This is a genomic window from Bradyrhizobium vignae (assembly GCF_004114425.1).
Lineage (GTDB): Bacteria > Pseudomonadota > Alphaproteobacteria > Rhizobiales > Xanthobacteraceae > Bradyrhizobium > Bradyrhizobium vignae.
Genome location: NZ_RDQF01000014.1, coordinates 123,623 through 138,737, shown reverse-complemented (window position 1 = coordinate 138,737; position 15,115 = coordinate 123,623). Strand labels below are relative to the sequence as shown.

Here is a 15,115-nt window from a genome sequence, read left to right as displayed (position 1 = left end):
TCGCTTGTTAGCTTTTCCACGAGCCGAGAACGAAGTTCGAGACGATTCAGCGCCATCGCGCAGTTTCGACGGTAAAGCTCAGGGAGCATGGTGACACGACCCGCTCGGTACCCATGGGTTTGAAATCCTGCGAAGCTTGTCAAATATCGTTGAATTTCTGCGCCATTTTGATGGCTGGGTCGCAATATCGCTGCTCGCTTCCGATTAGAAAGGCGCTCCAGGCAGGGAGTTTTTAAATGAAGGTCGGAGGCCCCAAGGAAATCAAGGTGCACGAATATCGCGTGGGCCTTACCCCGGGAGCTGTCCGCGAATACGTGGCGGCAGGCCACAGCGTTATGATCGAGACCAATGCCGGCGCTGGCATTGGTGCAACCGATGACGATTATCGCAATGCTGGTGGAACGATTCTAACCTCCGCAGCTGAGGTATTCGCCTCGAGCGAGATGATCGTAAAGGTTAAGGAACCTCAGCCGTCCGAGTGGTGTCAGCTGCGGGAAAACCAAATCCTGTTCACTTATCTGCATCTTGCCCCCGACCTGGATCAGGCCAAGGGGCTCCTGAAATCTGGATGCACTGCGATCGCCTATGAGACCGTAACCGATGCACATGGTGGTCTTCCGCTGCTCGCGCCGATGAGCGAGGTCGCGGGTAGGCTTGCGATCGAAGCGGCGGGTAGCGCCCTGAAGCGGAGTGCAGGCGGACGAGGGCTGTTGATCGGTGGGGTGCCCGGTGTTCAGCCTGCCCGGATCGTGGTGATCGGAGGTGGCGTCGTTGGTACGCACGCGGCACGCATGGCGGTTGGTCTGGGCGCAGAGGTGACCATCATCGACCGTTCGATACTCCGGCTCCGCGAGTTGGACGAGCTATTCGAAGGACGCGTTCGCACCAGGTTTTCGACTCTCGACTCCGTGGAGGAAGAGGTGTTTGCGGCGGACGTGGTGATTGGTGCGGTGCTCGTTCCAGGTGCGAGCGCGCCGAAGTTGGTCCGCCGGAGCATGCTGAGCTCGATGCGCAAGAGGGCGGTGCTTGTGGACGTCGCTATCGATCAGGGCGGCTGCTTTGAGACGTCGCACCCAACCACTCACGCTGAACCTACTTACGAAATGGATGGCATCATTCATTATTGCGTGGCCAATATGCCCGGGGCCGTGCCGCTAACCTCGAGCCAGGCACTGAATAACGCGACCCTCCCGTTTGGCTTGGCTCTGGCCAACAAGGGCTTTTCCGCCGTGCTCGAAAATCCGCATTTGCGCACAGGCCTCAACGTCCATCGGGGTCGGCTAACTTACAAAGCGGTCGCCGAAAGCCTCGGACTGCCCTTCGCACCGATCGAACAGGCTGCGGCCTGATCCCAGAGGCCCTTATGGGCATTTTCCTCCCTGACTTAAGCCACCCTTCGGGGTGGCTCTTTTTTCTGCTCCATCGATCTGCTGACCGGCGGCGGCACTTATTTCGAACGCGAAGCGAAGCGGACGATCACCAGACGAGCGCGCCTGGCTTCAGTCCCCGCACGACGCGAGACAAGTCCATACAGCGCATATGAATGCCGGTTTTGCCAGGTAATCCAGGGCAATTGAGAATGCGTGCCGCGGTTGGAGACGCCAACCGACCGGCGATGAATGCGCGGGTTGTTGTCGTGGTGCTGTCGATGAAGCCGCCGCCCCGGTGAGTGGAACCATTAAGATGTGGCGCCGGGTCGACCTGACACACTGGCGGAGAACTTTTGGAAGTCGCGCGGCGCATCCATCATCGCCGCGGCATGGCGGCCTTAGGAAGGATCGCAGATCGTTCCCTGACGCTGGCGAACGCAGTTCACCTAATCGCTGACTGCCATGAGATGCGCAACCCCACAAGCGACTGTCATGCGCGTTGTACGATTTGCGACACGCAGTCGAGGCGGCGACTTGCGTCAGTAGAAAATAGCTCAAACAAAATCAAGTTTAACCCTGGCACAAGACTTGAAGGCCAACAAACTGTCCCGCAACTTTCGCTCATGGAATCGCAGTGATGGCCTACAAGATAATCGCATCCCAGTGCACGGTCTGCGGTGCATGTGAGTTCGAATGTCCCAATGCCGCGATCAGCCTGAAGAACGACATATATGTGATCAATCCGACCCAGTGTACCCAATGTGAGGGGCACTTTGACGTGCCGCAATGCGCCGTCGTTTGCCCGGTGCCCGACACCTGCGTGCCGGCATAGGTGGAGTTGCCGATGAGAGGAGCTCCTGCGCGAAACGTTATGAAGACGGTATCGACAGCCGTCGCCTACTGGACTCGTCTTCTGTTTCTCTCACTCGCTGGCCCCGCGTCGGCGGCGCCTTGCGCGATCCACTCAGATAGATCGCGGCGGAACCCTCACCGGCGGGAGTTGTCGTTGCGCCGACGGAGCGGGCAATGGTAGCTGTACAAGAGACGATCGAGCGCGTCCGGCGCATCGACGTCGATCAGTATCGATATGGCTTTGAGACACTGATCGAGTCCGACAAGGCTCCGAAGGGGCTGTCGGAAGACACCGTCCGCTTTATCTCCGCAAAGAAGAGTGAACCAGCCTGGATGCTGCAGTGGCGGCTGGAGGCCTATCGGCGCTGGCTGACCATGACGGAGCCGACCTGGGCGCGCGTCGACTATCCCAAGATCGACTTCCAGGACCTCTATTACTACGCGGCACCGAAGCCGAAGAAGACCGTCACCTCGCTCGACGAGATCGACCCGGAGATCCTCAAGACCTACGAGAAGCTCGGCATTCCCTTGCGGGAAGTGGCCATGCTCGAAGGCGTGGAACCCAAGGTCGGCGAGGAAGACCCGGCCCGCCGCAAGATCGCGGTCGATGCGGTGTTCGACTCGGTTTCGGTCGCGACCACCTTCAAGGCCGAGCTGAAGAAGGCCGGCGTGATCTTCATGCCGATCTCGGAGGCGATCCGCGAGCATCCCGAGCTGGTGCAAAAACATCTCGGCTCCGTGGTTCCGACCTCGGACAATTTCTACGCGACGCTGAACTCGGCGGTGTTCTCCGACGGCTCGTTCGTCTACGTGCCGCCGGGGGTGCGCTGCCCGATGGAGCTGTCGACCTATTTCCGCATCAACGAACGCAATACCGGCCAGTTCGAGCGCACGCTGATCATCGCCGACAAGGGCTCCTATGTCTCCTATCTCGAAGGCTGCACCGCGCCGCAGCGCGACGAGAACCAGCTGCACGCCGCCGTGGTCGAGCTCGTCGCGCTCGACGATGCCGAGATCAAATATTCGACGGTACAGAACTGGTACCCCGGCAATTCGGAAGGCAAGGGCGGCATCTACAATTTCGTCACCAAGCGTGGCGACTGCCGCGGCGCCCATTCGAAGATCTCGTGGACCCAGGTCGAAACGGGATCTGCGATCACCTGGAAATATCCGAGCTGCATCCTGCGCGGCGACAACTCCCGCGGCGAGTTCTACTCGATCGCGATCTCGAACGGATTCCAGCAGGTCGATTCCGGCACCAAGATGATCCATCTCGGCAAGAACACGTCGAGCCGCATCATCTCCAAGGGCATCGCCGCCGGCAGGTCGCAGAACACCTATCGCGGTCTCGTCACCGCGCATCGCAAGGCGACCGGCACTCGCAATTTCACCGCCTGCGACTCGCTGCTGATCGGCGACAAATGCGGCGCGCACACCGTGCCATACATCGAAGCCAAGAACTCGTCGGCAACGTTCGAGCACGAGGCGACGACCTCGAAGATCTCCGAGAACGTGCTGTTCTACTGCATCCAGCGCGGCCTCAGCCAGGAAGAGGCTGTCGGCCTCGTCGTCAACGGCTTCGTCAAGCAAGTTCTGCAAAAACTGCCGATGGAGTTCGCAGTGGAGGCGCAGAAGCTAATCTCGATCTCGCTCGACGGATCTGTCGGATAAATACCCCGCGAGCCGCCTCGAATGCGGCTCGCCAGATGACGCGTTTCAGGGATCAGATCAGAATGGCGCTACTCGAAATCCGAGATTTGCATGTTGGTGTCGAAAACCGCGGAATCATTCGCGGCGTGCATCTTAACGTCAATGCAGGTGAGCTGCACGCGATCATGGGGCCGAATGGCTCCGGCAAATCGACGCTCTCGCACGTCATCGCTGGCAAGCCGGGCTATGAGATCACTGGCGGGCAAGTCTTGTTCAGGGGCGAGAACCTCCTGCGGATGGAGCCAAATGAACGCGCTGCCAAGGGCGTGTTCCTGGCCTTTCAGTATCCGGTCGACATCCCCGGTGTGACCACCACGAACTTCCTGCGGGCGGCACTTAACGCCCAGCGCAAGGCGCGCGGCCAACAGGAATTCTCCACCCCCGAGTTTCTGAAAAGAGTCCGCGAGGTCGCCGGGTCGCTGAATATCCCGCAGGACATGCTCAAGCGCGGCGTCAATGTCGGCTTCTCCGGCGGCGAGAAGAAGCGCAATGAAATCTTGCAAATGGCATTGTTCGAGCCGAGTCTGTGTCTCCTTGACGAGATCGATTCCGGCCTCGACATCGACGCGCTGCGTACCGTCGCCAGCGGCATCAACGCCTTGCGTTCGCCGGAACGAGCAATGATCGTGATCACGCACTATCGGCGGCTTCTCGACCATATCGTGCCAGACATTGTGCACGTGATGTCGAGAGGTCGGATCAGGAAGAGCGGTGGCAAGGAACTCGCGCTGGAGCTCGAGGCTTGCGGCTATGCCCAATTTGAAGACGCGGCCTGACGGCCTCAGGGAGTCCCCGATGAAGCAGGTTTTGGCCAAAGCCGACGCCGAACGCGCAACGGGCGATGTTTTCGCTGCGGCGCGTGGACGGCTGCCTGGTGTAGGCCTTGTCGCCCAAATCCGGGCGAGGGCATTCGACGTCTACAAGCGTGCCGGCCTCCCGCATCGGCGCATGGAGGATTGGAAATACACTGATCTGCGCGCCCTGATCGGCGAGGTGCTGCCACTCGCTCCGCGACCGGACGCGGAGGCGCTGGTGCGCGCAAAGGTGTCGGCCAAGCAAGTGGCTGCCGATCAGGCGGTCAAACTCGTTTTGGTAAATGGCATATTCGCGCCGGAGCTATCCGATATCGGCAGGGTAGAAAATGGAGTCGTTGTTCGGTCGCTGCGAGAGGTTCTGGAGGATTCGGCCACTGGGGCTATGGCCGGTCTGGTGCTGTCCACGACGAGCGATTCGGCGATCTCGCTCAATGCCGCAATGGCGACGGATGGTCTGGTGATTACGGTCAACGACGGCAATGCGGTGAAGCGTCCAATTCAAATCGTTCATGTCGCAACCGGCTCGTCGGTGTCCACCTATACACGCTCCTATCTGCAGCTCGGAAAAGAAGCGCATGCGGCCATCGTGGAAAGTTTCGTCCCGGCTGAAGGCGCGAGCGGCTATCAAGCCAACGATGCGATGATCGCCCTGGTTGGTGACGAGGCAAGCCTTTCGTATATCCGGGTGGCAGCCGCTGCCTCAGACGCCGTGAACATCTCGTCGGCAATCATCGCCGTCGGCGCAAGGGCTAAGCTCGACCTCTTCAGCATGACCTGTAGCGGCTCCATCAGCCGCTATCAGGGTTTCATAACGCTGACCGGCGAAGGAACCAAGCTCTCGGCGAATGGCGTTAATCTCGTCAGGGACAAGCTCCACGCGGACACAACGATCGTGGTCGACCACGCTGTGCCACATTGCACCAGTCGGGAGAAGTTCCGCGCGGTTATCGACGATTGCGGCCGTTCGGTGTTTCAGGGCCGAATCGTCGTTCGTCCCGCCGCCCGGAAGACGGATGCCACCCTGACCAGCCGAGCATTGCTCCTCTCCGACCAGGCCGAGGCCGACAACAAGCCGGAACTTGAAATCTTAGCTGACGACGTGGTCTGCAGCCACGGAGCGACATCGGGTGCGCTGGATGACACTCTCTTGTTCTATCTGCGCGCTCGGGGGCTATCCGAGAAAGATGCGCAGATGTTGCTGATTAAAGCGTTCATTGGTGAGGCGATTGAGGGGATCACGTCCGAGAATCTGCGCGATTTTGTGACAGTAGAAACTGAACGCTGGCTGCAGGCGCGGCGATGAGCGCACATCCGGCCGTGAGCGATGGCAGTTACGAGGTGAACCGTGTGCGTACGGACTTTCCTGCGCTCGCCATGACGGTGTACGGCAAGCCACTTGTTTACCTCGATAACGCTGCATCCGCGCAAAAGCCCAACGAGGTTCTTGACCGTATGATGCAGGTGTACTCCAGCGAATACGCCAACGTTCATCGCGGCTTGCACTACCTCGCTAACGCGGCGACCGAGGCGTATGAAGGCGCCCGTACCAAGGTGGCGCGGTTTGTGAACGCGCGTCTAAATGAAGAGATCATCTTCACCCGGAGCGCCACGGAGGCAATCAATCTAGTCGCGCACACTTTTGGCCGCGAACGCATTACTCCAGGTGATGAGATCGTTCTCTCGATCATGGAACACCACTCGAACATTGTGCCATGGCACCTTCTCAGGGAACGACTCGGTGCAGTGATCAAATGGGCGCCAGTGGATGATGACGGAAACCTCTTGCTCGATGATTTTGAGCGACTGCTGACCCCGCGCACCAAGATGGTTGCAATCACACAAATGTCGAACGTGCTCGGCACGGTCGTGCCCGTGAAAGACGTGGTGAGCATCGCGCATGCTCGTGGTATCCCAGTGCTGGTCGACGGCTCGCAAGGATGCGTCCATCTGAGCGCCGATGTCTGCGATATAGATTGCGATTTCTACGTCATGACGGGCCACAAACTCTATGGTCCGACTGGGATCGGTGTGCTTTACGGCAAGTCTGAGCATCTGGCATCGATGCCGCCCTTCAATGGGGGCGGGGAGATGATCCGCGAGGTCTCGCGTTCCGGCGTCATTTATGGCGATCCGCCTCATCGCTTTGAAGCGGGTACGCCGCCGATCGTCGAAGCCATCGGGTTAGGCGCGGCTATCGATTACATCAATTCAATTGGCAAGGTGCAGATCCGCAGGCACGAGAGCGTACTGCTCGCTTACGCGCAGGAGAGATTGGCGGAGATCAATTTCGTGCGCATGATCGGGACCCCGGTCGACAAAGGACCGATCATTTCATTTGATATGAAGGGTGCGCATGCGCACGATATTGCAACCGTCATCGACCGCGCCGGTGTAGCGGTGCGGGCGGGGACCCATTGTGCGATGCCGCTGCTCAAGCGCTTCGGCGTGCTGGCGACGTGCCGTGCGTCACTCGGACTTTACAATACACGTGATGAGATTGATGTGCTCGTGCGTGCGCTTATCAAGGCGCGGCAGCTGTTCTCCTGACGGCGAGCCTACGATGTCCAGTTGGCAAGGCAGCTCGCATTGAGTCTGAGGATGAGGTCATGCACCTTATCGTCATCGCGGCAGGTAAGGACCTGTAGGTCCCAGCAAAAATAGATAGCATCGGCAGGCCTGTGTCGGCCAGCCGCCCCTGCAGCCGGTCTTGCTGTGCGGCGCCTTCGGCGAGCGATCGCAGGAGTACTGCGATCGCGGACACGCGCGAGCATTGGCGGGCAATTTCATAGCTAACCAGCCCTGTTCCATTTCGAACAGGGCCAAACCAAGAGTTTTCTGCCCAAAGCGTGATGTCGGGTTCGCAACAAATCCCCCCGTCACCGCACGAGGCGCGCTAAGCGATTTTGATTGCTCTGTTTTTTGCGCTCACGAGACGCTGGCATGCTGGTTGCAAAAGTCTTGGTCAAGAACTCGCCGTCGCAACAGCTAACCTTTGAAGGACATCAGATGAGTCTCGCCTCGACCCAGAGCATCGCAGAAATCAGGGCTCGCAACAAAGAGCTGATCCAGGAGGTGCTGAAGGTCTATCCGGAGAAAACCGCGAAACGGCGTGCCAAGCACCTCAACGTTCACCAAGCCGGCAAGTCGGATTGCGGGGTGAAGTCCAACATCAAATCCATACCTGGCGTGATGACGATCAGAGGCTGCGCCTATGCAGGGTCAAAGGGGGTGGTCTGGGGACCGATCAAGGACATGGTCCATATCAGCCATGGCCCGGTCGGCTGCGGTCAGTATTCGTGGGGCTCGCGACGCAATTATTACGTTGGCACGACGGGCATCGATAGCTTCGTGACCCTTCAGTTCACCTCCGACTTTCAGGAAAAGGATATCGTATTCGGTGGCGACAAGAAGCTGGTCAAAATTCTTGACGAAATCCAGGAGCTGTTTCCGCTCAACAACGGCATCACGATCCAATCGGAATGCCCGATCGGATTGATCGGTGACGACATTGAGGCCGTGTCGAGAGCGAAATCCAAGGAATATGGCGGCAAGACCATCGTGCCGGTCCGCTGTGAGGGCTTTCGGGGCGTGTCGCAGTCACTAGGCCATCACATTGCCAATGACGCGGTGCGCGATTGGATTTTCGACCAGGTCGAGTCCGACGGCAAACCAAAATTTGAGCCGACGCCGTACGATGTTGCGATCATCGGAGACTACAATATCGGCGGCGACGCCTGGTCATCGCGAATTCTGCTGGAGGAGATGGGCCTGCGGGTGATCGCGCAGTGGTCCGGCGACGGTTCACTGGCTGAGCTCGAGGCAACGCCGAAGGCAAAGCTCAACATTCTGCATTGCTATCGTTCCATGAACTACATCTCGCGCCACATGGAAGAGAAGTTCGGTATCCCCTGGTGCGAGTACAACTTCTTCGGACCTTCAAAGATCGCAGAGTCTCTGCGCAGGATTGCGGGCTATTTCGACGACAAGATCAAGGAAGGCGCCGAGCGGGTGATTGAAAAGTACCAACCGCTGGTGAACGCTGTGATCGAAAAATATCGCCCGCGCCTGGAGGGCAAGACGGTGATGCTGTACGTCGGCGGGCTCCGTCCGCGTCATGTGATTGGCGCATACGAGGACCTCGGGATGGAAGTCATTGGCACCGGATACGAGTTCGGTCACAACGACGACTATCAGCGCACAGCTCAGCACTACGTAAAGGACGGCACGCTCATCTACGATGACGTCAATGGCTATGAGTTCGAGCGCTTCGTCGAAAAGCTCCAGCCTGACCTCGTCGGCTCGGGCATTAAGGAAAAATACGTTTTTCAAAAAATGGGTGTGCCGTTCCGGCAGATGCACTCGTGGGACTATTCGGGCCCATATCACGGCTATGACGGCTTTGCGATCTTCGCACGTGACATGGACATGGCGATCAACTCGCCGGTCTGGAAGAAAACGAAGGCCCCTTGGAAGGAAGATTCGAGGGCCAAACTCCTGGCTGCAGAATAAACCAACTCATCTCGCTCTGTGGGAAAGCCGGGGCGACACCAATCTCGATAGTGAAGGATTTCAACAATGGCGCAGAGTGCCGAACACGTGCTCGATCACCTCGAGCTGTTCCGCGGTCCAGAATACCAGCAGATGCTGGCCAAGAAGAAGATGTTCGAGAATCCTCGCGATCCCGCCGAGGTCGAACGCATTAAGGAATGGACGAAAACGGCCGAATATCGCGAAAAGAACTTTGCGCGAGAGGCACTCGCGGTCAATCCGGCCAAGGCATGCCAGCCGCTTGGCGCCGTATTCGCCTCTGTTGGCTTTGAGGGCACGCTGCCCTTCGTCCACGGCTCGCAAGGCTGCGTGGCTTATTACCGCAGCCATCTGTCGCGGCACTTCAAGGAGCCGTCTTCCTGCGTCTCTTCGTCGATGACGGAAGACGCTGCTGTATTCGGCGGCCTGAACAACATGATCGACGGGCTCGCGAACAGCTACAACATGTACAAACCCAAAATGATTGCGGTCTCGACGACCTGCATGGCCGAGGTGATTGGCGATGACCTCAACGCCTTCATCAAGACGTCGAAAGAAAAAGGCTCAGTTCCGGCCGACTTCGACGTGCCATTCGCCCATACGCCGGCGTTCGTCGGCAGCCACGTCACCGGTTATGACAATGCGCTCAAGGGCATTCTTGAGCATTTTTGGGACGGTAAGGCCGGAACTGCGCCGAAGCTGGAGCGCAAGCAGAACGGGGCGATCAACATCATTGGTGGGTTCGATGGCTATACCGTCGGAAACCTTCGCGAGATCAAGCGCATCTTGGCGTTGATGGGCATCCAGCACACGATTCTGGCGGATAATTCTGAAGTCTTCGATACTCCGACCGACGGCGAATTTCGGATGTATGACGGCGGTACGACGCTGGAAGATGCGGCCAACGCGATTCACGCCAAGGCGACAATCTCCATGCAGCAGTGGTGCACCGAAAAAACGCTGCCATTCGTGGCTGAGCACGGCCAGGATGTCGCATCGTTCAACTACCCGGTGGGCCTATCCGCGACGGATGACCTTATCGTGGCGCTGTCACGCATCAGCGGCAAGGAGATTCCCGAGCAACTCGCGCGAGAACGTGGCCGTCTGGTCGACGCCATCGCTGATTCCAGCGCGCATATCCATGGCAAGAAGTTCGCGATCTATGGCGATCCCGATCTTTGCTACGGGTTGGCTGCGTTTCTGCTCGAACTTGGCGCCGAACCGACACATGTGCTGTCCACCAATGGCAACAAGGCCTGGCACGAGAAAATGCAGGTGCTGCTTGCAAGCTCGCCATTTGGGCAGGACTGCCAAGCCTATCCGGGCCGAGACCTCTGGCACATGCGCTCACTCCTGTTCACCGAGCCGGTCGATTTTCTAATTGGCAACACCTATGGCAAGTATCTGGAGCGCGATACTGGAACGCCACTGATCCGCATCGGCTTTCCGATTTTTGATCGGCATCACCATCACCGCTCCCCCCTATGGGGGTACCAGGGCGGCCTGAATGTTTTGGTGAAGATCTTGGACAAGATCTTCGATGAGATCGACAAGAAGACGAACGTTCTTGGCAAAACTGACTCCAGCTTCGATATCATTCGCTGATGAGCGACCGTGCCGTGCCATCGCCCAAGCACTCGACGATGGCACAAGCACATGACGGTCGACCATGCAATTAGCCCGCGCTGAGAGGAAAAAAGGATGAGTTCACTAGCGGCCACGGTCCGGAATATTTTCAACGAGCCTGGCTGCGCCAAGAACGGCAGTAAGTCGGAGGCTGAACGCAAGAACGGATGCACCAAGCAACTGCAGCCGGGTAGCGCTGCCGGCGGCTGTGCTTTCGATGGCGCGAAGGTTGCGCTGCAGCCGTTCACCGATGTCGCTCACTTGGTGCATGGTCCGATCGCGTGCGAAGGTAATTCCTGGGACAATCGCGGCGCGGCGTCGTCCGGCTCGAATCTGTGGCGCACCGCATTCACAACCGATTTGAGCGAAACCGATATTGTATTCGGAGGCGAGAAGCGGCTCTGCAAAGCGATCAAGGAAATCATCGACAAGTGCGACCCGCCCGCCATCTTCGTTTATCAAACCTGCATCCCGGCGATGATCGGCGACGACATCAACGCAGTCTGCAAGGCAGCATCTCAAAGGTTCACAAAGCCGGTGATCCCGATCAATTCCCCAGGCTTTGTCGGCTCGAAGAACCTCGGCAACAAGCTCGCCGGCGAGGCGTTGCTCGACTACGTGATTGGGACGCAAGAGCCGGATTACACTACGCCGTACGATATCAATCTGATCGGGGAATACAATCTTTCGGGAGAGCTCTGGCAAGTAAAGCCATTGCTAGACGAGCTTGGAGTACGGATTCTCTCCTGCATCTCCGGCGATGGCAAATATCGGGAAGTCGCCTCATCTCATCGCGCGCGGGCGGCGATGTTGGTCTGCTCAAAGTCCATGATCAACCTCGCACGCAAGATGGAGCAACGCTACGGGATCCCGTTCTTCGAGGGGTCGTTCTACGGTATTCAAGATTCGAGCAAATCGCTGCGTCAGCTTGCTCGCTTATTGGTTGAACGCGGCGCGCCGACAGATCTGCTCGGACGCACCGAAGCGGTGATCGAGCGCGAGGAAGCGCGAGCCTGGGCTACGATAGAGCCGTACAAGCCTCGATTTGAAGGCAAGAAGGCCTTGTTGATTACCGGCGGCGTCAAGTCATGGTCGGTCGTCGCGGCACTCCAGGAAGCCGGGCTCGAGTTAGTCGGAACCAGCGTCAAGAAATCAACCACGAAAGACAAGGAGCGCATCAAGGAGCTCATGGGGCGGGACGCCCACATGATCGAGGATATGACGCCGCGCGAAATGTACAAGATGTTGAAGGACGCAGAAGCGGATATCATGCTATCGGGCGGCAAGTCGCAGTTCGTCGCGCTGAAAGCGGCGATGCCCTGGCTCGATATCAATCAGGAGCGTTGCCACGCCTATATGGGCTATGTCGGAATGGTCAAGCTGGTGGAGGAGATCGACAAATCGCTCTCCAATCCCATGTGGGAGCAGCTACGTCGACCCGCACCATGGGAGACATTGGCAAAGGCAGTGGAGCAGATGCAATCGCCGTTGGCCGCGATCGCCTGCGATCCGGCGTTCGCCGAAACCACGCGCCACGCGAGGAAAAACTGCGTGTGTAACACGGTCGATCTGGGCACGTTTGAGGATGCAATCTACGCGCACGGGCTGAGGAGCGTCGCAGCGGTCAGAGAGCATACCAATGCGGTCGGTGACTGCTGCCAAAGACGCACCGAAGGGATCTTGGTGTCCGAGCCATCTGCCATGCGACAGGCCGCAGAATAGGGAGGCGTCATGGCCATTGTCACGGCGCCGACGAAAGCCTGCGCTGTCAACCCGCTGAAGATGAGTCAGCCGATCGGTGGCGCATTCGCCTTCATGGGCCTGCGTGGGGCGATGCCGCTTCTGCACGGCTCCCAGGGATGCACATCCTTCGGGCTCACGCTCTTTGTCCGGCATTTCAAAGAGGCAGTACCGCTGCAGACCACCGCGATGAGCGAGGTCGCGACCGTGCTCGGCGGTTATGAGAATCTTGAGCAGGCGATACTGAACATCTACAGCCGTGCCAAGCCAAAGATCGTCGGAATCTGCTCGACCGGTGTCACTGAGACCAACGGCGACGATGTGGATGCCTACCTCAAGCTAATCCGGGGCAAGCATCCGCAACTCGCAAACTTGCCACTGGTCTATGTCTCGACGCCTGATTTCAAGGGCGCGTTCCAGGACGGCTGGGAGAAGGCTGTGGAGCGCATTGTGGACGTGCTGGTGGAAGGGCCCGGCGCCAATGGGCTGCGGGATCCATCGAAAGTGAATGTTCTGCCGGGATGTCACCTCACGCCCGGCGATCTTGATGAACTCCGCGTCATAGTGGAGGATTTTGGCTTGTGCCCGTCCTTCCTGCCTGACCTGGCGGGATCGCTCGATGGGCATATCCCCGATGAGTTTACGCCAACGACCATCGGCGGCATCGGCGTCGACGAAATTGCGAGCATGGGCCGCGCCGGATGGACGATTGCAATCGGGGCGCAGATGCAGCGTGCGGCAGAGGTCATGCAGGTCAAGACCGGCGTGCCTTTTCGTGTGTTCGAGCGGCTGTGTGGTCTTGGTCCGAACGACGAATTCATGATGTTCTTGAGCGAGATCAGCGGCCGCCCCATACCCTTGAAATATCGGCGTCAGCGCGGTCAACTCGCCGATGCAATGCTGGATGCGCACTTCCATGTTGGCGGTCGCAAAATTGCTATCGGCGCCGAGCCAGATCTTCTGTTCGATCTGTCCGGCATGCTGCATGACATGGGCGCGCAGGTGACCGCGGCCGTGACGACCACTCAGTCGGAGGTGATCGAGCGGATCAAGACCAAGGAGGTACTCATCGGCGATCTCGAGGATCTGGAAGCGCTTGCCAAGACAAACCATTGCGATCTGCTGATCACCCATTCGCATGGCAGGCAAGCGGCGGCTCGACTGAAATTGCCCTTCTATCGTACGGGTTTTCCGATGTTCGATCGACTTGGTGCGGGACACCAACTGTCCGTGGGCTATCGTGGTACCCGCAATCTGATCTTCGAGATCGCCAACCTCGTGATCGCGCACCGCGAGGAGAACGATCAGCCTACGCCCGATACATGGCGGACTGCGGCCGGACTGCCGCGATGCTCAGGCAATCGCAGCTCCACCGGCGCGGCCGGGAGGTCAATTGCATGAAGGTCGCGTTTGCCACTCAAGATCTGAGACGAGTCGATGCCCATTTTGGTTGGGCAAAGAATATCGCGATTTACGATGTCGCCCCTGGCGGGCACGTGTTTCTCAAAGCGATTGAGTTTGAGGGCGACCTTAAGGAAGACGGCAACGACGATAAGTTGGCGCCGAAAATCGAGGCGATCAAGGATTGCGCGATTCTTTACGTCGCTGCCATTGGCGGTGCCGGGGCTGCGCGAGTGGTGGCCAACAAGATCCATCCTATCAAGGTGAATAAGCCCGAAAGCATTCTGGTGTTGCTCGAAAAACTCGAGCGCGTCCTGAAGGGCACGCCACCTCCCTGGCTACGCAAGGCTATGGCAAAGGACCGACGGCGTACGTTCGAGTTCGACGAATGAGGTGATATGACCACAAAACGAGAGCAGAAAGGCAGCGCCGTCGACGCGCCGTTCCTAAAGGAGTTAATTAAGATTTGGCGCGTTCACGGTACCAATGGAGCCTTGAAGGCGAAGAGCGATCGAGATCTGCTCGAACCCTATATTCTGGACGGAGAGAAGGGGCGCGCATTGCCGATTATCGGTGATCCTGATCCCGATACGCTGCGGCGCCTCGAGCTGTTCTTCCATGCGGTCGCCCTCTCGATCGAGAGGGCGACCGGCGTGTTGACCCAGCCGATTCTAAACCTGCAATATGAAGGCGTGGGCCGCGTGGTGCTGATCTCCGGGCGTCTGATCGTCGTAAACAAGCAGCTTCGGGATGGACATCGCTTCGGTTTCGATAACTTGGCAAAGCTCGCAGAGGCGGGCGACAAATATGTCAGCGACGGAATCGCCCTGATTCGGAAATTTCCGGACGTGGCGAACCATTGGGGATACTCATGAACGATCGTGAAACACTGAAGGCCGAACTAAGGAAAGTGTCCGCCAAGGCGACGCAGGCCAAGATGGATCTGCACGACCTTTCGGAAGAATTGCCCATCAACTGGACCTCGATCATGGTGGTGGCGCAGAAGGCGTACGATGCTTATGCCGAACTTGAGCGCAAGAGCCTCGACTTGAAGGCGCTGGAAAATACTTAAAG

At 58.4% G+C, this 15,115-nt stretch carries 13 protein-coding genes; all 13 read left to right on the top strand.

Going from position 1 to position 15,115, the window contains the following annotated elements; translation table 11 throughout:
• The first annotated feature begins 236 nt into the window (after positions 1–236).
• The 13 genes from ald to EAV90_RS14725 all read left to right on the top strand — a co-directional run bounded on the left by ald (position 237) and on the right by EAV90_RS14725 (position 15,113).
• Positions 237–1,349 carry an alanine dehydrogenase gene (gene ald / locus EAV90_RS14785; RefSeq protein ID WP_129143772.1) on the top strand — a complete coding sequence of 371 codons (1,113 nt, stop codon included), beginning with the start codon at positions 237–239 and terminating at the stop codon, positions 1,347–1,349.
• A 658-nt stretch (positions 1,350–2,007) separates the two neighbouring features.
• Positions 2,008–2,202, top strand: a complete 195-nt coding sequence (locus tag EAV90_RS14780) for a 4Fe-4S binding protein (protein ID WP_122405514.1) — start codon at positions 2,008–2,010, stop codon at positions 2,200–2,202.
• A 194-nt stretch (positions 2,203–2,396) separates the two neighbouring features.
• Positions 2,397–3,893, top strand: coding sequence for a Fe-S cluster assembly protein SufB (gene sufB / locus EAV90_RS14775; RefSeq protein ID WP_129143771.1), 1,497 nt, complete (start codon positions 2,397–2,399; stop codon positions 3,891–3,893).
• A gap of 62 nt (positions 3,894–3,955) precedes the next feature.
• Positions 3,956–4,708, top strand: coding sequence for a Fe-S cluster assembly ATPase SufC (sufC, locus tag EAV90_RS14770; protein ID WP_129143770.1), 753 nt, complete (start codon positions 3,956–3,958; stop codon positions 4,706–4,708).
• Between the two features lie 19 nt (positions 4,709–4,727).
• On the top strand, positions 4,728–6,050 hold the full coding sequence (gene sufD, locus EAV90_RS14765; RefSeq protein WP_129143769.1) for a Fe-S cluster assembly protein SufD: 1,323 nt from the start codon (positions 4,728–4,730) through the stop codon (positions 6,048–6,050).
• On the top strand, positions 6,047–7,294 hold the full coding sequence (locus tag EAV90_RS14760; protein WP_129143768.1) for a cysteine desulfurase: 1,248 nt from the start codon (positions 6,047–6,049) through the stop codon (positions 7,292–7,294). Before sufD ends, EAV90_RS14760 begins: the two co-directional genes overlap by 4 nt.
• A 459-nt stretch (positions 7,295–7,753) precedes the next feature.
• The gene (gene nifD, locus EAV90_RS14755; RefSeq protein WP_129143804.1) at positions 7,754–9,256 is read left to right on the top strand and encodes a nitrogenase molybdenum-iron protein alpha chain; all 1,503 of its coding nucleotides are present in this window, start codon (positions 7,754–7,756) and stop codon (positions 9,254–9,256) included.
• 66 nt (positions 9,257–9,322) lie between these two features.
• Entirely contained in the window at positions 9,323–10,879 is a 1,557-nt protein-coding gene (gene nifK / locus EAV90_RS14750; RefSeq protein ID WP_129143767.1) for a nitrogenase molybdenum-iron protein subunit beta, read from the top strand.
• A 96-nt stretch (positions 10,880–10,975) separates the two neighbouring features.
• Positions 10,976–12,622 carry a nitrogenase iron-molybdenum cofactor biosynthesis protein NifE gene (nifE, locus tag EAV90_RS14745; protein ID WP_129143766.1) on the top strand — a complete coding sequence of 549 codons (1,647 nt, stop codon included), beginning with the start codon at positions 10,976–10,978 and terminating at the stop codon, positions 12,620–12,622.
• Positions 12,623–12,631: 9 nt separating this feature from the next.
• Positions 12,632–14,041, top strand: coding sequence for a nitrogenase iron-molybdenum cofactor biosynthesis protein NifN (nifN, locus tag EAV90_RS14740; RefSeq protein WP_129143765.1), 1,410 nt, complete (start codon positions 12,632–12,634; stop codon positions 14,039–14,041).
• Positions 14,038–14,433 carry a nitrogen fixation protein NifX gene (gene nifX / locus EAV90_RS14735; protein ID WP_129143764.1) on the top strand — a complete coding sequence of 132 codons (396 nt, stop codon included), beginning with the start codon at positions 14,038–14,040 and terminating at the stop codon, positions 14,431–14,433. The genes nifN and nifX overlap by 4 nt, the downstream gene beginning before the upstream one ends.
• 6 nt (positions 14,434–14,439) lie before the next feature.
• A complete protein-coding gene (locus EAV90_RS14730; protein WP_129143763.1) occupies positions 14,440–14,916 on the top strand; it encodes a NifX-associated nitrogen fixation protein in 477 nt (158 codons plus the stop codon).
• The gene (locus tag EAV90_RS14725; RefSeq protein ID WP_129143762.1) at positions 14,913–15,113 is read left to right on the top strand and encodes a CCE_0567 family metalloprotein; all 201 of its coding nucleotides are present in this window, start codon (positions 14,913–14,915) and stop codon (positions 15,111–15,113) included. Before EAV90_RS14730 ends, EAV90_RS14725 begins: the two co-directional genes overlap by 4 nt.
• The last annotated feature ends 2 nt before the right edge of the window (positions 15,114–15,115 follow it).